The organism is Bradyrhizobium sp. NBAIM08, from assembly GCF_020193935.1.
GTDB classification, from domain to species: domain Bacteria; phylum Pseudomonadota; class Alphaproteobacteria; order Rhizobiales; family Xanthobacteraceae; genus Bradyrhizobium; species Bradyrhizobium yuanmingense.
Genome location: NZ_JADYVR010000006.1, coordinates 136780 through 155928 on the forward strand (window position 1 = coordinate 136780; position 19149 = coordinate 155928).

Genomic DNA, 19149 nt, shown 5'->3' on the forward strand with positions numbered 1-19149 from the left:
GTGGACTACAGATTGCTTTCGGTGATCGCGGCGTAGACCATGCTGCGCAGCTCGCGGCGGATCGGATAGGCGCTCGACGGCAGCACTTGCGTCATGAAGATCGCGATCAGGTCCTCGGCCGGATCGATCCAGAACGAGGTCGTGGCGGCGCCGCCCCAATTGTATTCGCCGGGGCTGCCGGCGATCAATGTCTCGGCCGGGCGCATGGTGACGGCGAAGCCGAGACCGAAGCCGATGCCGTTATAGGTCGCTTCCGAGAACAGCGAGCGCGAGACTTCCGGCAGCGCACGGCCGCCCGGAATGTGGTTGGTCGTCATCAGCGCCAGCGTCTTCGGCCCGATCAGCCTGACGCCGCCGAGCTCGCCGCCATTGAGCAGCGCACGGCAGAAGGTCAGATAGTCGGCAACGGTCGAGCACAGCCCGCCGCCGCCGGAGATGAACGAGGGCGGCGACAGGAACGAGCTCGTTGCCGGGTCGTCCTGGAGCGTCAACCCCTCGCGGCGCTGGCCCGCATGGAAGGTCATGCCGCCGCCGGGATCGGCGGAATAGCAGGCGGCGAAGCGATGCGCCTTCGAGGCCGGGACGTGGAAGTCGGTGTCGGTCATGCCGAGTGGATCGAGGATGCGCTGTTTCAGGAACTGCTCGAACGGCATGCCGGAGATCTTGCCGACGAGATAGCCGATCACGTCGGTCGCAACGGAGTAATTCCAGGACTCGCCCGGCGAAAACTCCAGCGGGATCTTGGCCAGGCCCTCGACCATGGTCTGGAGTGTGCCTGATTTTTCGACCTCGCCGATCTTTTCACTGCGGTAGGCGGCATCGACGTTGGAGCGTTGCTGGAAGCCATAGGTTAGGCCGGAGGTGTGGCGCAAGAGGTCGACGATCAGCATCGGCCGCGACGGCGGCCGGGTCAGGAACGCCGGATAGGTGCCGGCGACGAACACGTTGAGGTCCTTCCACTCCGGAATATATTTCGCGACGGGCTCGTCGATGGCGACGAGGCCTTCCTCGACCAGCATCATGAAGGCGACGCTGGTGAGCGGCTTGGTCATGGAATAGATGCGATAGATCGTATCGTCCTTCACCGGCACCTTGCGCTCGACATCGGCAAAGCCCTGCACCGAGCTGTGCGCGACCTTGCCGCGGCGGTAGACCAGAAGATGCGTGCCCGGGAAACGCCCGGCATCGATGTACCGGCGCTTGAGATGCGCATCGACGCGGTCGAGCGCGGCCTTGGACATGCCGACGGATTCGGGCGAAGCGGGGGTGGGGGCGAGCATCAGTTCCTCCGGGGCGTTTTGTCGGAAAGTTGATACCGAAATGACGGCCGCATTCCAAGCCAGTTGCGCTTAACGAGGCCGGGCCGGCTGGTGTAGACTCGGGCTCGGAACGCAAGGAGCCCGCCGGGGCCAACGAGAAGAACGCGAGGGCAAACGCACCATGACTCAGTTCACCGAGACCGAACTCACCGAAGCCGTCGTCAGGAGCTTCGACCACACGCCCGATACGCGCGCGAAATTTCTGCTGCAGGAATTGGTGAGGTCGCTGCACGATTACGTGAGCAAGACCGGTCTCACCTTCGCGGAATGGGAATATGCCATCGATTTCCTGACCCGGACCGGGCAGAAATGCACCGACACCCGCCAGGAATTCATCCTCTTGTCCGACGTGCTCGGCGTCTCCATGTTGGTCGACGCCGTCAATCACAGGGATCGCGACGGTGCCACGGAGACCACAGTGCTCGGCCCGTTCTATGTCGGGGAGCACAAGGTGACTGCGCACGGCACCGACATCTCGCCGAACAACCAGACCGGCGAGCGGATGTTCGTGCAGAGCCGCGTCACCGACCTCGAGGGCAAGCCGCTCGCCGGCGTTCCCGTCGACGTCTGGCACGCCGATGACGACGGCTTCTACGATTCCCAGAAGCCGAACTACGATGAGGTCGGCGCCTCGGCGCGGGCGCGCTTCATCACCGATGACGATGGCCGCTTCTTCTTCCGCACCATCCTGCCGTGCAGCTATCCGATCCCGACCGATGGTCCGGTCGGCGAGATGATCGTGCAGACCGGCCGCCACCCGATGCGCCCGGCGCATGTGCACTTCCTGGTCAATGCCAGAGGCTATGAGCCGCTGATCACGCACGTCTTCATGGACGGTGACAAATATCTCGACTCCGACGTGGTGTTCGGCGTGAAGGACGACCTCGTCGCCAAGGTCGAGCCGCGCAACGACCTTGAGATGCCCGACGGCACCACGGCGAACGGGCGGTGGCATTTGATGACTTACGAATTCCACCTCAAGCCGGGCGGCGGCATGGCGCCGAAGCCGCTCGGGATGAAGGCGACCGAGCCGGCGTGAGGATGCGAAATCTCAGTCATCCCCCGATATAGGCTGCCAACTCGTCGGGCGTTCCCTTTGGAAAGGCGTCTCTCAGATAATCGAGGAAAGCGGAGACGCGCGCACTGAGCAATCGCCGCGAGGGATAGAGCGTCCATAGGGCGATGTCGGCTCCCTCGACGTCGCCCCATCGAACGAGCGTGCCGGCGGCAAGATCGTGGCTGACGAGCGACAGCGGCAGCCTCGCGGCGCCGATACCGGCTCTCACGGCATCGCGAACCATCATCAGGGATGACAGTCGAAGCACGGGATCGATCGCGATGCGCGATGGGCCGCTTGGCCGTCTGATGTCCCAAACCGCAGCTTTGTCATCGCCGCGCACGATGGCCGGAACGGCGAGGTTTCCTCTCGGGTGCTTCAGAGCGGGGCTGGCGACGACCAGCATTCGGTCGCGCAAGAAGATGCGGCCGACCAGGCTTTCATCCGGATCGGGATTGACCCGGATCACGAGATCAAAGCCTTCCTCGATCATGTCGACGTAGCGGTCATCGGTCGTGACTTCGAGCCGGACTTGCGGATGCCGAAGGGCGAAGCCGGCCGCGAGACGGCCCATCGCGGTTTGCGAGAAGAGCAGGGGTGCGCTGATCCGCAACCTGCCCTTTGGCTTGTCCCCGCCCGAGGCGATCGCGGCCGCGGTTTCGTCGAGCTCGGTGAGGAGTGCGCCCGTCCGCTCATAGAGCGCGCGCCCTTCCTGGGTGAGCTTGAGCGTGCGCCCGCCGCGCTCGAAGAGACGCAGATCAAGACTGCTCTCCAGTTCGGACACACGTCGAGACAAGGTCGCTTTCGGACGCCCCGCTGCTCGCGCGGCCTTTCCGAACCCTCCGTGACGGGCGACGAGATTGAAATCGGCGAGCGCAAGCAAATCCATCTGTTCCACCAATGAGACGGTCTGTCCAAATATAACGCCTATCGGCTCGCATGTGGATCATTAGTTTCCGGGTGTCTTCCAATACCCAACCGGAGTGATCCCATGACCATCCTCGTTACCGGCGCCACCGGCACCATCGGCCGCAACGTCGTCGAGCAACTCGTCAAGCGCGGCGCCGATGTGCGCGCACTCGTCCGAAATCCCGAGAAGGCCAACCTTCCGGCAGGTGTTGCCGTCGCCCAGGGCGACTTGCTGGACGTCGATTCCGTGCGCACTGCGTTTTCGGGCGTCTCGACGCTGTTCCTGCTCAACGCCGTGGTGCCGGACGAATTCACTCAGGCGCTGACTGCGCTCAACCTTGCCCGCGAAGCCGGCATCGAGCGGTTCGTCTATCTGTCGGTCATTCACAGCGACCTCTACGTGAATGTGCCGCACTTCGCCGGCAAGTTCGGGGTCGAGCGCATGATCGAGCAGATGGGCTTCAAGGCGACCATCCTGCGGCCCGCCTATTTCATGAACAACGAACTCATGATCAAGGATGCCGTGACCGGATATGGCGTCTACCCGATGCCGATCGGCAGCAAGGGCCTTGCGATGATCGACGCGCGCGACATCGGCGAGATTGCTGCGATCGAACTGATCCGCCGCGAGACATCCGCAGCGCCGCTTCCGCTCGAACGCATCAATCTTGTTGGCCCTGAGACACTCACTGGCGCGAAGGCCGCCGCGATCTGGTCGGAGGTGCTCGGCCGCGCGATCGCCTACGGCGGAGACGACACCGCGGGGTTCGAGAAGAACCTCAGGCAGTTCATGCCGCCCTGGATGGCTTTCGACATGCGGGTGATGGGCGAGCGTTTCCTCACCGAGGGAATGATCCCTGAGCCCGGCGACGTCGAGCGTCTGACCGGCATGCTGGGCCGTCCCTTGCGCTCCTATCGCGACTTCGTCGCCGAGATCGCGGCCCCCGTTTGAGGCTTGCCAGAGCAGAAGCGCAGGCGGGCTGGCTGCGCCGCTCGCTATTAATCATGTGGCGAGCGGCAATCTCGATCAGCGCGCATGCAGCAAGGCCAGCAGCACGACGACGGCGCAGGCGAGCGCCGCCGTTGTCAGCTTCCAGAACATCAGCGGGCTGCGCTCCAGGAGCGGTGTGATGCGCGTGTCGAGATAGGCCGGGTTGGGCGTGCGAAGCTCGAAGATGAATTCCGAGAGATCCTCGTGCCGCTTGTAGGGATCGGGATGGAGCGCGCGCCGGAGCGCGCCGTCGACCCAGGCGGGGACGTTGCGGTCATCGTCGGCGGCGCGATATTTAAGCTTTCGCACATCCGCCTTGCGCCGGATTTTGGCGATTTGGGTGCCGTAGGGCAGCTTTCCCGTCAGCATCTGGTAGCAGATCACGGCCAGAGAAAACATGTCGGAGCGCGGCGAGCCGCCTTGCCCCAGGAAATATTCCGGCGCCGTGTACTGGACGGTGCCCAGGATTTCGTCGGCCTCCCCTGGCGGCGCCGCCTCGGCCACGCCGGCGACCCTGACCGATCCGAAGTCGATGATCTTGGCGGTGCCGGTCTTGTCGATCAGGATGTTGTCGGGCCTGAGGTCTTGATGCAGCATCTCCATGCGATGGAAGGCGCGTAGGCCTGCGGCGATCTGCTCGATGAGGCCGCGCACGGTTTCGAGATCGGGCCGCGGATTGTCGGTCATCCACTGCTTCAAGGTCTGCCCCTCGACGAACTCTGTCGCGACGTAGAGATAGCCGCGTCGCCGCGACTGCGACAGCGGCTTGAGCACATGCGGGCTGTCGATCCGGCGCGCGATCCACTCCTCCATCAGGAAGCGCTTGAGATAGGCGGCGTTGTCGCGTAGGTCGACCGACGGCAGCTTGAGCGCGACCGGCTGCTCGGTCTCGGTGTCGACGGCGAGGTAGATATGGCTGCGGCTGCTGCCGTGGATCTCGCGGACGATCCGGTAGCCGTCGAAGATCGCCCGCGGTTCCGGCAGCGTCGGCAGCGGCAATTCCGAGCTCTGATTGAAGATGCCGGCCGGATCGCGCTGCGGCACCGCATCGATCCGCAGGATCTGCACGGTGATGTTGTCGTCGCTGCCGCGCCGATAGGCTTCCTCCACGATCGCCTTCGCCGCCCCGTCCAGCTCGGCTGCATGCTCGCTTAGCGCGCTCGTGATGAAACGGGCGTCGACGAATTCATAGGCGCCATCGGTCGCCAGCAGGAAGGTGTCGCCGGCCTCGATTTCGATCGCCTGATAGTCGATCTCGAGCTGCGGATTGATGCCGAGCGCGCGGCCGAGATAGGTCTGCTCGGACGAGACGATGATGCGGTGATCGTCGGTCAGTTGCTCCAGCGCCTTGCCGGCGACGCGATAGACGCGGCAATCGCCGACATGGAAGATGTGCGCGGTGGTTGCCTTGATGACCATGGCGCTGAGGGTGCAGACATAGCCCTTGTCGCGGTCATAGGCATATTGGCTCTTGCGCGTCTGCGCATGCAGCCAGGAATTGGTCGCCTCCAGCACGCGGCGGGCGGAGGTCTTCACCGTCCACGATTCCGACGTGCAGTAATAATCCATCAGGAAGCTCTTGACCGCCGACTCGCTGGCGATCTGGCTTACCGTGCTCGAGGAAATGCCGTCGGCGAGAACCGCCGCGATGCCCTTCAGGCTGAGCAGCGGCTCTTCCGGAATCAGGACGCCGTGAAAGTCCTGGTTGATGGGCTTGCGGCCCCTGTCCGAGTGCTGGCCGACCGAGATCTGGAGTCCGCGGGGCATCGTCATCACCGGGAGAAGGGAGCCTCACCGTGCTTGGGCGAGGCTCCCCTGTCGAGACCTATTCGATCAGGCCGCGACGCGGGGCTTCGCGGGCTTCTCTGCCTGGCGCTTCGGCAGGGTCATGACATGGGTGGCATAGAGGGTCATGCCGGTGAAGGCGAGGCCGCCGACGAGGTTGCCGAGCACGGTCGGGATCTCGTTCCAGATCAGATAATCCATGATCGAGAACTTCGCGCCGAGCAGCAGGCCCGACGGGAACAGGAACATGTTCACGACGGAATGCTCGAACACCATGTAGAAGAACACCAGGATCGGCATCCACATCGCGATGACCTTGCCGGGGACGGAAGTCGAGATCATGGCGCCGACGACGCCGGTCGAGACCATCCAGTTGCAGAGCATGCCGCGCAGGAACAGCGTCGCCATGCCGGCCGCGCCGTGCGCGGCATAGCCAAGGGTTCGGCCCTCGCCAATATTGCCGATGGCGGCGCCGACCTTGTCGGGCGCCTGCGTGAAGCCGAAGGTCGTGACGAAGGCCATCATGAAGGCGACGGTGAAGGCGCCGGCGAAATTGCCGACGAAGACGAGACCCCAATTGCGCAGCACGCCGTTGAGCGTAACGCCCGGGCGCTTGTCGATCAGCGCGAGCGGCGAGAGCACGAACACGCCGGTCAGGAGGTCGAAGCCCAGGAGATAGAGCATGACGAAGCCGACCGGGAACAAGAGCGCGCCGACCAGCGGCTGGCCGGTGTTCACGGTGATCGTGACGGCAAACCAGGCTGCGAGGGCCAGGATCGCGCCGGCCATGTAGGCGCGGATGATGGTATCCCGGGTGGACATGAAGATCTTGGACTCGCCCGCATCCACCATCTTGGTGACGAATTCCGAAGGCGCGAGATACGACATCAATGGTTCCTTTTGCTTGGTAAGTGAGATCGACACGCCCCCGACGAGGGCGCGGCTGAACGTCATCGGCCGTGCGGGCAGCCTGCCGCGCACGAGGGCTATGGAAAGTCTGGAAGCCTTGGGAATCGCGTCACGAGGACTCTGAAGCCGGAGACCGCGAAGCAGGTGAGCTTCCGGGATGCAGCCGCCAGAGGCTGCATCAATGCGGCCAAGCCGCAGTCGTCGTTGACGCAACCTTAGAAGCAATTTGTGTGCCGTGGCGCGTCGATCGAAAAAGGTAGCAAATTCAGCTGGATGTCAGCTGCAGGGGGATGATTGGCAGAACTGCACCGCCTCTTGCTTGAGCGACTGCACAACGTTTGTGCGACGCACAAGGATTGAGCAGACCGCAAATTTCGCGTGCGGAACAGGGCTGCGTTAGTCAGGCGCGGAATTACCAAGCATCTGATTATCCATCATTTTTGGCGGTGGCGGGCTTGGCATGAAGCTTGAATAGTTCCAAGCCGACGCCATTGAAGCCGTCCCGCGAGACTTCTCATCCGAATTGCTGACGCACCCAAACGGGGTCTCCCCGTCGCGCGTTCGCATGCGCCTTTTTCTGGCGTCACGGACGGACGGGCTGCTCGTGCGCACTGACGCAATCATTCCGCAACGACGCAAAAGGACGACACGACCTATGACCAAGCGCATTCGCCGGCCCTCCGAGACTGGCCTCAGCCGCCGTCAATTGTTGAAAGCCACCGGCTCGACCGCCGCACTGCTCGCCGCCGCCAAGCTGAATTTCCCCGCCGGCGCCTTCGCGCAGGACGCAGGCCCCGAGGTCAAGGGAGCCAAGCTCGGTTTCATTGCGCTCTCCGATGCCGGCCCGCTGTTCGTCGCCAAGGACAAGGGCCTGTTCGCCAAGCACGGCGTGCCTGACACCGACGTGCAGAAGCAGGCGTCCTGGGGCACCACGCGCGACAACCTCGTGCTCGGCTCCGAAGGCAACGGCATCGACGGCGCGCACATCCTCACCCCGATGCCGTACCTGATCTCGGCCGGCAAGGTGACGCAGAACAACCAGCCGACGCCGATGTACATCCTGGCGCGGCTCAATCTCGATGCGCAGTGCATCTCGGTCGCCAAGGAATATGCCGACCTCAAGCTCGGCACCGATGCGGCGCCGTTCAAGGCGGCGCTTGAGAAGAAGAAGGCGTCCGGCAAGGCCGTGAAGGCTGCGATGACCTTCCCCGGCGGTACCCACGATCTGTGGATCCGGTACTGGCTCGCCGCCGGCGGCATCGATCCCGACAAGGACATCGAGACCATCGTGGTGCCGCCGCCGCAGATGGTGGCGAACATGAAGGTCGGCACCATGGACTGCTTCTGCGTCGGCGAGCCCTGGAATCTCCAGCTCATCCACCAGGGCATCGGCTACACCGCCGTCAACACCGGCGAGATCTGGAATAAGCATCCGGAGAAGTCCTTCGGTATGCGCGCGGCCTTCGTCGACAAATACCCGAAGGCCAGCAAGGCGATCCTGATGGCCGTGCTGGAAGCCCAGCAATGGGCCGACAAGGCGGAAAACAAGCAGGAGCTGGCCGCCATCATGGCCAAGCGGCAGTGGATCAACTGCCCGGTCGAGGACGTCTACGATCGCACCGCCGGCAAGTTCGACTATGGCATCCCCGGCAAGGTGGTCGAGAACTCGCCGCACGTCATGAAGTACTGGCGCGATCATGCCTCCTATCCGTTCCAGAGCCACGATCTCTGGTTCCTCACCGAGGACATCCGCTGGGGCAAGTATGAGCCGAACTTCGATACCAAGGCGCTGATTGCCAAGGTCAACCGCGAGGACATGTGGCGCGATGCGGCCAAGACCCTCGGCGTCGCGGCCGCCGACATTCCGGCCACCACCTCGCGCGGCAAGGAGACCTTCTTCGACGGCAAGGTGTTCGATCCTGAAAATCCGGCCGCCTATCTGAAGTCGCTCGCGATCAAGCGCGTCGAAGTCTGATGGAGCCCTGCGGCCGCCTTTAGGGGCGGCCGCATCGTCCCTGCCACGCCGGAGAGAGATAGCGATGAACATGACTGCCACGAAGATCGAGGTTGAGACCGCGACGCCTGCTGCAACGATTGCGCCGGTCGTCACGCTGACGCCGAAGCGTCCCCCGCGTACTGAGACTTACGCACGCATGGCACGCGAGACCGCCGTGCGCGTGATCCCGCCGCTGGTCGTGATCGCTCTGCTGACGCTGGTGTGGGAGCTGGTCTGCCGCAGAGCCGGCTCGGCGCTGCCGCCGCCCTCAAAAGTGTTTGCGGATACGAAGGAGCTGATCTTCGATCCGTTCTTCGACCGTGGCGGCATCGACAAGGGCCTGTTCTGGCATCTGTCCGCCAGTCTCCAGCGCGTCGCCTTCGGCTATTCGCTCTCGGCCATCGCCGGCATCGCGCTCGGCGTGCTGGTCGGGCAGTCGGTCTGGGCGATGCGCGGGCTCGATCCGCTGTTCCAGGTGCTGCGCACGATTCCGCCGCTCGCTTGGCTGCCGCTCTCGCTCGCGGCCTTCCGCGACGGCCAGCCTAGCGCGATCTTCGTCATCTTCATCACCTCGATCTGGCCGATCATCATCAACACCGCGGTCGGCATCCGCAACATCCCGCAGGACTATCGCAACGTCGCCGCGGTGGTGCAGCTCAATCCGCTGGAATTCTTCGCCAAGATCATGATCCCGGCGGCGGCGCCCTACATCTTCACGGGCCTGCGCATCGGCATCGGCCTGTCGTGGCTCGCGATCGTCGCCGCCGAAATGCTGATCGGCGGCGTCGGCATCGGCTTCTTCATCTGGGACGCCTGGAACTCCTCGCATATCAGCGAGATCATCCTGGCGCTGTTCTATGTCGGCATCATCGGCTTCGTGCTTGACCGCCTGATCGCGGGGCTCGGCAAGGTCGTCACCCGCGGCACCGCGCAGAACTGAGGAGAGGGGACATGACCGCCTACCTGAAACTCGACCACATTGACAAGGTCTTCACCCGCGGCACCGCCACCACGGAGGTGCTCAAGGACATCAATCTGACGATCGAGAAAGGCGAATACGTCTCGATCATCGGCCATTCCGGCTGCGGCAAGTCGACCCTGCTCAACATCATCGCAGGGCTGACCGGCGCCACGATGGGGGGCGTGCTGCTGGAAAACCGCGAGGTGAACTCGCCAGGGCCCGATCGTGCCGTGGTGTTCCAGAACCACAGCCTGCTGCCGTGGCTGACCGTCTACGAAAACGTCAGGCTTGGCGTCGACAAGGTCTTCGCCAAGACCAAGTCCCGTGCCGAGCGCGACGCCTGGGTGATGCACAATCTCAACCTCGTGCAGATGGCCCATGCCAGGGACAAGCGTCCATCGGAGATCTCCGGCGGCATGAAGCAGCGCGTCGGCATCGCGCGGGCGTTGGCCATGGAGCCGAAGGTGCTGCTGCTCGACGAGCCGTTCGGCGCGCTCGACGCGCTGACCCGCGCCCACTTGCAGGACTCGGTGATGGCGCTGCATCAGAAGCTCGGCAACACCATCCTGATGATCACCCACGACGTCGACGAGGCCGTGCTGTTGTCCGACCGCATCGTGATGATGACCAACGGACCGAGCGCGCGCATCGGCGAGGTGCTGGAAGTGCCGCTGGCGCGGCCGCGCAAGCGGCTCGACCTCGCGACCAACGCCACATATCTGAAGTGTCGCCAGCGCGTGCTCGAATTCCTCTACGAGCGTCATCGCTTCGTCGAAGCCGCGTAAGTCACGCGTTCACGCGAGATCTGCCCGCGCCCAATTAATCGACATCAAGCTCAATCCTTGTGCGTCGCACAGGGATTGAGCGAAACGCAAATTTTGCGTGCGGAAAAGCCCTGCAAACAATTCGGGCAATACGAATAACATCCTGAAATCCCAGTGTTTCCCGTATGCGCGCAACTGGCACGGAAATTGAAACGTCTTTGCGCGACGCCAACGACGACGTCCCTCAACATCATCAATCAGCATCGTGATCTCGCCACCGGGGGTGAAGCCTCGGAGCGCGCCTCTGTGACCGGAGGCAGAGCCTGCAACGACGCAGCGGTGAGCCTGGAAGGGATACGCAATGACGAAGAATCCGACCCCGAACTCCAGCTGGATTTCAGACTGGCGTCCCGAGGATGAGGCGTTCTGGAACACGACCGGCAAGTCGATCGCGCGGCGCAACCTGATCTGGTCGATCGTAGCCGAACATATCGGCTTCTCGGTCTGGCTGATTTGGAGCATCGTCACCACCAAGCTGCCGCAGGCCGGCTTCCACTACACCACCGACCAGCTGTTCCAGCTCGTCGCCGTGCCGGGCCTGATCGGCGCCTTCATGCGCTTTCCCTACACTTTCGCGGTGACGACGTTCGGCGGCCGCAACTGGACCATCTTCAGCGCGGCGATCCTGTTCATCCCGACCTTGTCGCTTGCCTATTTCGTCAGCCAGCCCGACACGCCGTTCTGGCTCATGCTGCTGGTCGCCTCGACCGCGGGTCTCGGCGGCGGCAATTTCGCCTCCAGCATGACCAACATCTCCTTCTTCTTTCCCGACCGGATGAAGGGATGGGCGCTCGGCCTCAACGCGGCCGGCGGCAATATCGGTGTCTCCAGCGTGCAGCTCCTGACCCCGATCCTGATGACGCTCGCCGCCTTCAACCTATATCAGGCGACGCCCGTCGACGGCATCTTCCTGCAGAATGCCGGCCTGATGTGGGTGCTGCCGATCGGCATCGCGGTGTTCGGCGCGGTGTTCTTCATGAACAACCTCACCACGGCGAAATCGTCGGTGAAGAACCAGCTCGCGATCGTCAAGCGCAAGCACACCTGGATCATGGCGTATCTTTATATCGGCACGTTCGGGTCCTTCATCGGCTATTCGGCGGCGTTTCCGCTGCTGCTGAAGACGCAATTCCCCACCGTGACGATCTCGATCGCCTTCCTCGGCCCGCTGGTCGGCTCGCTGTCGCGTCCGCTCGGCGGCTGGCTCGCAGACCGGGTCGGCGGCTCCATCATCACGTTCTGGAATTTCATCGTGATGGCGGGCGCCACGGTCGGCGCGCTCTATTTCGTCGGACACAAGGATTTCATCGGCTTCCTGTCGATGTTCCTGATCCTGTTCGTGACGACGGGCATCGGCAACGGCTCGACCTACCGCATGATCCCCTCGATCTTCCGCGAGGAGAACCTGTTCAAGGTGCGCGGCAAGGGCGATGCGGCACGCAGCGCTGCCCTGAAGACCGCGAGCATCGAGAGCGGCGCGGCGGTCGGCTTCATCGGCGCGGTCGGTGCCGTCGGCGGCTATCTGATCCCGAGCGGCTTCGGCAAGTCGATCGCCATGACCGGCGGGCCGCAGCTCGCGCTCGTGGTCTATCTCGCCTTCTACGCCTCCTGCCTCGCTCTGACCTGGTGGTTCTACCTGCGTCGCAGCCCGCAGGGCGAAGGCGCGCCAAGCCTCGCCGAGGCGCGTGTGTGAGCACGACAAACTGGCACGAATGTCGCTTCTCCCCGTACGCGGGGAGAAGTCTCTCTGATGACGTTTGATCCATGAACTTTGTCCGCAATGGCGCGGACGAAGGCAGACCGAAACAGACAGGAGAACATTATGACGCCCGAGCAGATTACTCTCATTCAGCAGAGCTTCGCCAAGGTCGCCCCGATTTCGGAAGCCGCCGCGGTGCTGTTCTACGACCGACTGTTCGAGGTGGCGCCGTCCGTGCGCGCGATGTTTCCCGAGGACATGACCGAGCAGCGCAAGAAGCTGATGGGCATGCTCGCCGCCGTAGTCGGCGGCTTGTCGAACCTGGAATCGATTCTTCCCGCGGCCTCCGCGCTCGCCAAGCGTCACGTCGATTATGGCGCCAAGGCCGAGCACTACCCCGTGGTCGGCGCCACCTTGCTGTGGACCCTCGAGAAGGGCCTTGGCGAAGCCTGGACGCCTGAACTCGCCGCAGCCTGGACCGACGCCTATGGCGTGCTGTCCGGCTACATGATGTCCGAGGCCTACGGCGCGCAAGCGCAGGCCGCCGAATAGGAGATGCGTTGTGAGTGAACCACTGGTCATCGTCGGCAACGGTATGGCGGCCGCGCGTCTGGTCGACGAGCTCGCCAAGACCGCGCTCGGCCGCTATGCGGTCGCCGTGATCGGCGAAGAGCCGCGGCTCGCTTACAATCGCGTGCTCCTCTCCTCCGTGCTGGCGGGCGAGACCGGCTCGCACGAGATCGAGCTGCGGCCGGCCGGTTGGTGGCGAGACCGCGGCGTCACGGTGCGCTACGGCTATCGCGTCAGCGAGATCGATGTCGGCCGCCGTGAGCTCAAGATCGCGGGCGAGGAGAGCATGGAATATTCCAAGCTCGTGCTCGCCACGGGATCGACGCCGCTGCGGCTCAACGTGCCAGGCGCCGATCTTGCCGGCGTGCACACGTTTCGCGACACCCGCGACGTCGACCTGCTGCTGACACTGGCCGCGGCCAGGAAGCGCGTCGTCGTGGTCGGCGGCGGCCTGCTCGGGCTGGAAGCGGCCTACGGTCTCGCCAAGGCCGGCGCGCCGGTGACGCTGCTGCATCTGATGGATCGACTGATGGAGCGTCAGCTCGACGCGCCCGCGGCCGACCTGCTCAAGACGCTGGTCGAGCGCAAGGGTATCCGCGTCATGCTCAATGCCGCGACGGCCCGCATCCACGGCGAGGGCCAAGTCCAGGCCGTCGAGCTCGCCGATGGCAGCCGCATCGAGGCCGATGCGGTGATCTTCGCCGCCGGAATCAAGCCGAACGTCGCGCTGGCGAAAGAGGCGGGGATCGCGGTCAACCGCGGCGTCGTCGTCAACGACGTGATGCAGACCTCCGCGTCCGACATCTTTGCGCTTGGCGAATGCGCCGAGCATCGCGGCACCTGCTATGGCTTGGTCGAGCCCGCCTACGAGCAGGCGCGCGTGCTGGCGCGGCATCTGGCCGGCCGGCCCGCCGCCTATCAGGGCAGCGTGGTCTCGACCAATCTGAAGGTCTCCGGCGTCAGCGTGCTCTCCGCTGGCGACTTCATGGGCGGGGAGGGCAGCGAGAGCCTCGTGCTGTCGGATCGCAGGCGCGGCACTTACAAGAAGCTCGTCATCGCCGACGGTCGGCTCACCGGGGCGGTGCTGATCGGCGATACGATCGATGCGCTCTGGTACCTCGAGCTGATCCGCAATCGCGACAAGGTCGCTTCGATCCGCACCGACATGATGTTCGGCCGCGCGCTGGCGCAGCCTTCGAAAGCGGCGTGATATGACGGCGATCGATCCAAATCTCCGCACCACCAAGACCACCTGTCCCTATTGCGGCGTCGGCTGCGGCGTACTCGCAACGCCCGACGGTAAGGGTGGTGCAGCAATCGCGGGCGACCCCGATCATCCCGCCAATTTCGGCCGGCTGTGCTCGAAGGGCTCGGCGCTGGGCGAGACCGTCGGCCTGGAAGGGCGGCTGCTCTATCCCATGATCCGCTGCAAGGGCGTGCTGGAGCGCGTTGCCTGGAGCGATGCGCTGGACCACGTCGCCCACCGCATGCAGCACATCGTGGCGCGCGATGGCGCCAACGCGGTCGCGTTCTATCTCTCCGGCCAGCTCCTCACCGAAGACTATTACGTCGCCAACAAGCTGATGAAGGGGTTTGTCGGCACCGCCAATGTCGACACCAATTCCCGGCTCTGCATGTCGTCCTCGGTTGCGGGCCATCGCCGCGCTTTCGGCGCCGACACGGTGCCTGGCTGCTATGAGGATCTCGACCAGGCCGATCTGCTCGTCTTCGTCGGCTCGAACGCGGCCTGGTGCCATCCGGTGCTGTTCCAGCGCATGCTGAAGAATAGGCAGGAGCGCGGCGCCCGCATGATCGTGATCGATCCGCGCCGCACCGATACCGCCAGCGATGTCGACCTTTTCCTCGGCCTCAAGCCCGGCACCGACACCGCGCTGTTCTCCGGCCTGTTCGTGCATCTCGCCGACAATGGCGTGCTGGACCAGGATTACATCGCGCAGAACACGTCTGGCTTCGATGATGCGCTGGCGCGCGCGCGCAACATTGCCGGCAGCGTCACTGCGACCGCGCTCGCCACGGGCCTCTCCGAGCAGGACGTCGCCGCCTTCTTCAGGATGTTCCGCGACACCGAGAAGGTCGTCACGCTGTATTCGCAAGGGGTCAACCAGTCGGCGCAGGGCACCGACAAGGTCAACGCCATCCTGAACTGCCATCTCGCCACGGGCCGCATCGGCAAGCCGGGCTCCTCGCCGTTCTCGCTGACCGGCCAGCCCAACGCGATGGGCGGCCGCGAGGTCGGCGGCCTCGCCAACATGCTCGCCGCCCATATGGGCTTTACGCCGCCCGACATCGACCGTGTCAGGCGGTTCTGGAAGGCGCCGCGCATCGCCACCCATGAAGGCCTGAAGGCGGTGCAGCTGTTCGAGGCCATCAACCGCGGCGAGGTCAAGGCGCTCTGGGTGATGGGCACCAATCCCGCGGTGTCGCTGCCCGATGCCGACATGGTGCGCGATGCCCTGAAGAAGCTCGAGCTGTTCGTGGTGTCCGAGAACGTGCTCTCCAACGACACCGTCGCGGCCGGCCCGCACGTGCTGCTGCCGGCGCTGGCCTGGGGCGAGAAGTCGGGCACGGTGACCAATTCCGAGCGGCGCATCTCGCGCCAGCGCGCGTTCCTGCCGGCGCCGGGGGAAGCGCGTCCTGACTGGTGGATCCTGAGCGAGACCGCAAAGCGCCTCGGCTTCGGCGACAGCTTCAATTACAAATCGGCCGCCGATATCTTCCGCGAGCATGCCGCGCTCTCGGCGTTCGAGAACAATGGTAGCCGCGATTTCGACATCGGCGCGCTGACCTCGCTGTCGGACGATGCCTTCGATGGTTTGAAGCCGGTGCAATGGCCGGTGCGCGAGGGCGGGACGCCCGGCGAGCGCTTCTTCGCTGCTGGCGGCTTCTTCACCAATGACGGCAAGGGCCGCTTCGTTGCGCCGGAGGTGCCGGCGCTGCGCGGCGAGACCGGTCCGTCGCGCCCCTTAAGGCTGAACACCGGGCGCATCCGCGACCAGTGGCACACCATGACGCGCACCGGCCTGAGCCAGCGCCTGGGCGCGCATCTGCCCGAGCCTTTCGTCGAGATCCATCCCGACGACGCCGGCAAATACGGCATCGTCCATGACGGCTATGCCCGCATCACCACCGATTACGGCCAGTGCATCCTGAAAGTCGTCGTCAGCGAGTGGCAGCAGCGCGGCACGCTGTTCGTGCCGATCCACTGGAGCGCGATGAACGCCTCGCACGGCCGCGTCGGGGCGATGGTAGCACCGTTCACCGATCCGTTCTCGGGACAGCCGGAAGCCAAGGCGACGCCGGCCGCGATCGCGCCTTACGAATTCGTCTTCCGCGGCTTTGCATTGTCGCGCAAGCCGCTCGATCTGCCGCAGAACCTGTTGTGGACGCGCGTGACCGTCAGCGGCGGCTTCGGCTATCTCTTCGCCGACAATGCCGATCTCGCCCGCTGGCCCGCCTGGCTCGAGAGCGTCGCCGGCGAGGACGTTGCCGAATATCGCGATTTCGGCGGCGGGGTTTTTCGCGCAGCTTCGTTCGTAGGCGATCGCATCGAGACCTGCCTGTTCGTCGGCCCCGCGCATGATGCCGGCGACTGGGAGGTGGTGAAGAGCCTGTTCGTGGCCGATCAGGTCACGGACGAACAGCGCCGCATGCTGCTGTCGGGCAAATCCTGTGAAGGCGCGGCCTCGACCGGCCCGATCGTCTGCGCCTGCTTCGGCGTCGGCCGCGGCACCATCTGCGACAGCATCGCTGGCGGCGCGCGCACGACCGCCGACATCGGCGCCAAGCTCAAGGCCGGCACCAATTGCGGCTCCTGCATTCCCGAGCTGAAACGCTTGATTGCGATGACGGAAGTGCCTGCACAGCAGGCGGAGGTCGCGAGCGCGGCGGGATAGGTCTCGTAGGGTGGGTTAGCGCAGCGTAACCCACCACTCTTCGTCAATGCGGAAGCGAAAGAGGTGGGTTACGCCAAGGGACTGCGCTTCGCGCAGCCCCGGGGCTAACCCACCCTACGCAGCGCCCGCACCATTGCAATGTGGACCACCCCAATCGACGCGCCGGCTAATGTGCCGTATGGTGCCGCGCTCCTTTCAACATCCACAACAACCATGATGTACCTGGAAACGCCGCCGCGCCTGATCGAGACCAGGCTGTTCACCGCCATGCCCGAAAAGTTTCGCCGCAAGGGCGTGCGAACCGATTGGGCCGATGCCAATCGGCCGAACATACCGACCGAGAGCTTCATCGAGGGGCCGTCATTCGACAAGGACGGTAATCTCTATATCGTCGACATTCCGTTCGGCCGCATCTTTCGCATCGCGCCCCATGGCGAATGGTCGCTCGTGATCGAATATGAGGGCTGGCCGAACGGGCTGAAGATCGCATCCGACGGACGCATTCTGGTCGCCGACTACAGGCATGGCATCATGGAGCTCGATGCCGAAGCCGGCCGCGTCAAGCCGGTCGTGACCGGGCGCAATTCGGAATCGTTCCGCGGCTGCAACGATCTGCATCTCGCCTCAAACGGCGATATCTATTTCACCGATCAGGGCCAGACCGGCCTGCACGATCCAAGTGGCCGGGTCTATCGGCTGGGATCGAACGGCCGGCTCGACTGCCTGCTCGACACCGGCATCAGTCCGAACGGCCTGGTGCTCGACCCAGCCGAAACCGTGCTGTTCGTCGCGATGACGCGCGACAACGCGGTGTGGCGGCTGCCGTTCATGAAGGACGGCAGCGTGTCCAAGGTCGGCCGCTTCTGCTCGCTGTTCGGCACCAGCGGCCCCGACGGCTTGACCATGGATGCCAAGGGCCGCCTGTTCGTCGGCCACCCCTCGCTCGGCCACGTCTTCGTGTTCGCGCCGAACGGGGAACTGATCGCGCGCATCAAATCGTGCGCGGGACCGAACTGCACCAATGTCGCGATCGGTGGCGAAAACAAGGATCGGCTCTATATCACGGAGTCCGCGACCGGCAGCGTGCTGGTGGCGGATATCGGGGGATTGTAGCGCGGACTCTTCGCCTCTCCCCGCTTGCGGGGAGAGGCCGACGCGCAAAGCGCGGCGGGTGAGGGGGGCCTCCGCGAGTCTCTTTGCTATCGAGTTTGCGGAAGCAGCCCCTCACCCCGACCCTCTCAGCGCGAGCGAAGCTCGTCGCGGCCCCGTAAGAACGGGGAGAGGGAAAAATAACAGCGGAGATCGGAGCGACCATGAACAAGAAACCCTTCGGCAAGATCGGCGCCAGCGTCTCCGTCATCGGGCAGGGCACCTGGTATCTCGACCACGGCGACCGCAAGCGCGCGATCGCGGCGCTGCAGCGCGGGCTCGATCTTGGCATGACCCACATCGACACCGCCGAGATGTACGGCGATGCCGAGCTCGTCATTGCGGATGCGATCGCAGGCCGGCGCGATGAAGTGTTCCTCGTTTCGAAAGTGCTGCCCAGCAACGCCTCGCGCCGCGGCACCATCACCGCCTGCGAGCGCTCGCTGAAGCGGCTGAAGACCGACCGGCTCGACTGTTATCTGTTGCACTGGCGCGGCTCCTATCCGCTGGAGGACACCGTCGCTGCGTTCGAGGAGCTGGTGCAATCAGGCAAGATCAAGTCCTGGGGCGTCTCCAATTTCGATGCCGACGATCTCGATGAGATTCTCGACGTCTCCGGCGAGGGGCGGATCGCCTGCAACCAGGTGCTCTACCACCTGAAAGAACGCGCGATCGAGCATGCGGTGATCCCGTGGTGTGAACGGCATAATGTTGCCGTCGTTGCCTACTCCCCTTTCGGCCACGACGATTTCCCCGCAGGCAGCAGCAAGGGCGGTGCCGTGCTGGCGCGCATCGCAGAAGCGCATCGTGCGACGCCGCGTCAGGTCGCGCTGAGCTTCCTCACCCGTGCGACTACGGTGTTCGCCATTCCGAAGGCCTCGTCTGCGGAACATGCCGGCGAGAATGCGGCGGCAGGCGACCTCGTGCTGACGAAGGACGAGATTGCCGCGCTCGACGCGGCGTTTCCGCGCGGGCCGAAGCCACGCGGCCTGCCCATGCTGTAGTGCACAACGGGCAAGATTAACGGAGCATTGACGCGCGCGGCGGCTCGCGCATATCGGCATCC

At 64.4% G+C, this 19149-nt stretch carries 16 protein-coding genes; 11 read left to right on the forward strand and 5 right to left on the reverse strand.

Annotated elements, in window-relative coordinates; genetic code table 11:
* Window positions 1-5: 5 nt before the first annotated feature.
* A complete protein-coding gene (locus tag I6F37_RS21640; protein WP_225152628.1) occupies window positions 6-1280 on the reverse strand; it encodes a serine hydrolase in 1275 nt (424 codons plus the stop codon).
* 160 nt (window positions 1281-1440) lie between these two features.
* Between I6F37_RS21640 and I6F37_RS21645 the strand changes: the two genes are divergently transcribed.
* Entirely contained in the window at window positions 1441-2358 is a 918-nt protein-coding gene (locus I6F37_RS21645; RefSeq protein ID WP_225127421.1) for a dioxygenase, read from the forward strand.
* A gap of 16 nt (window positions 2359-2374) precedes the next feature.
* Here I6F37_RS21645 and I6F37_RS21650 read toward each other — a convergent pair whose 3' ends face one another.
* Window positions 2375-3265 carry a LysR family transcriptional regulator gene (locus tag I6F37_RS21650; protein ID WP_225152630.1) on the reverse strand — a complete coding sequence of 297 codons (891 nt, stop codon included), beginning with the start codon at window positions 3263-3265 and terminating at the stop codon, window positions 2375-2377.
* 102 nt (window positions 3266-3367) lie between these two features.
* Here I6F37_RS21650 and I6F37_RS21655 point away from each other — a divergent pair, with 102 nt between their 5' ends.
* Window positions 3368-4237, forward strand: a complete 870-nt coding sequence (locus I6F37_RS21655; RefSeq protein ID WP_057026771.1) for an SDR family oxidoreductase — start codon at window positions 3368-3370, stop codon at window positions 4235-4237.
* Between the two features lie 75 nt (window positions 4238-4312).
* On the opposite strand, the gene I6F37_RS21660 is transcribed toward I6F37_RS21655, so the two are convergent.
* Window positions 4313-6049, reverse strand: a complete 1737-nt coding sequence (locus I6F37_RS21660) for a bifunctional protein-serine/threonine kinase/phosphatase (protein WP_036004550.1) — start codon at window positions 6047-6049, stop codon at window positions 4313-4315.
* A 60-nt stretch (window positions 6050-6109) separates the two neighbouring features.
* Entirely contained in the window at window positions 6110-6949 is an 840-nt protein-coding gene (locus I6F37_RS21665) for a formate/nitrite transporter family protein (RefSeq protein WP_036004575.1), read from the reverse strand.
* Window positions 6950-7625: 676 nt separating this feature from the next.
* Between I6F37_RS21665 and I6F37_RS21670 the strand changes: the two genes are divergently transcribed.
* From I6F37_RS21670 to I6F37_RS21680, 3 genes are all read left to right on the forward strand, one after another.
* The gene (locus tag I6F37_RS21670) at window positions 7626-8945 is read left to right on the forward strand and encodes a CmpA/NrtA family ABC transporter substrate-binding protein (protein ID WP_036004553.1); all 1320 of its coding nucleotides are present in this window, start codon (window positions 7626-7628) and stop codon (window positions 8943-8945) included.
* Between the two features lie 64 nt (window positions 8946-9009).
* A complete protein-coding gene (gene ntrB, locus I6F37_RS21675) occupies window positions 9010-9906 on the forward strand; it encodes a nitrate ABC transporter permease (RefSeq protein WP_036004556.1) in 897 nt (298 codons plus the stop codon).
* 11 nt (window positions 9907-9917) lie between these two features.
* Window positions 9918-10712 carry an ABC transporter ATP-binding protein gene (locus tag I6F37_RS21680; RefSeq protein WP_036004558.1) on the forward strand — a complete coding sequence of 265 codons (795 nt, stop codon included), beginning with the start codon at window positions 9918-9920 and terminating at the stop codon, window positions 10710-10712.
* Window positions 10713-10721: 9 nt separating this feature from the next.
* Here I6F37_RS21680 and I6F37_RS21685 read toward each other — a convergent pair whose 3' ends face one another.
* The gene (locus I6F37_RS21685; RefSeq protein ID WP_157783997.1) at window positions 10722-10955 is read right to left on the reverse strand and encodes a hypothetical protein; all 234 of its coding nucleotides are present in this window, start codon (window positions 10953-10955) and stop codon (window positions 10722-10724) included.
* A gap of 97 nt (window positions 10956-11052) precedes the next feature.
* Here I6F37_RS21685 and I6F37_RS21690 point away from each other — a divergent pair, with 97 nt between their 5' ends.
* From I6F37_RS21690 to I6F37_RS21715, 6 genes are all read left to right on the forward strand, one after another.
* Window positions 11053-12444 (forward strand): MFS transporter, encoded by a 1392-nt coding sequence (locus I6F37_RS21690; RefSeq protein ID WP_036004561.1) that lies wholly within the window; start codon window positions 11053-11055, stop codon window positions 12442-12444.
* Window positions 12445-12573: 129 nt separating this feature from the next.
* Window positions 12574-13002: a globin family protein gene (locus tag I6F37_RS21695; protein ID WP_036004577.1), complete on the forward strand. Its 429-nt coding sequence runs from the start codon at window positions 12574-12576 to the stop codon at window positions 13000-13002.
* Between the two features lie 10 nt (window positions 13003-13012).
* Window positions 13013-14230 carry an FAD-dependent oxidoreductase gene (locus I6F37_RS21700; protein ID WP_225152632.1) on the forward strand — a complete coding sequence of 406 codons (1218 nt, stop codon included), beginning with the start codon at window positions 13013-13015 and terminating at the stop codon, window positions 14228-14230.
* A gap of 1 nt (window position 14231) precedes the next feature.
* On the forward strand, window positions 14232-16934 hold the full coding sequence (locus I6F37_RS21705; protein ID WP_036004564.1) for a nitrate reductase: 2703 nt from the start codon (window positions 14232-14234) through the stop codon (window positions 16932-16934).
* 216 nt (window positions 16935-17150) lie between these two features.
* Window positions 17151-18047 carry an SMP-30/gluconolactonase/LRE family protein gene (locus I6F37_RS21710; protein WP_225112734.1) on the forward strand — a complete coding sequence of 299 codons (897 nt, stop codon included), beginning with the start codon at window positions 17151-17153 and terminating at the stop codon, window positions 18045-18047.
* A 200-nt stretch (window positions 18048-18247) separates the two neighbouring features.
* A complete protein-coding gene (locus tag I6F37_RS21715) occupies window positions 18248-19087 on the forward strand; it encodes an aldo/keto reductase (protein ID WP_036004591.1) in 840 nt (279 codons plus the stop codon).
* Window positions 19088-19149 lie beyond the last annotated feature (62 nt).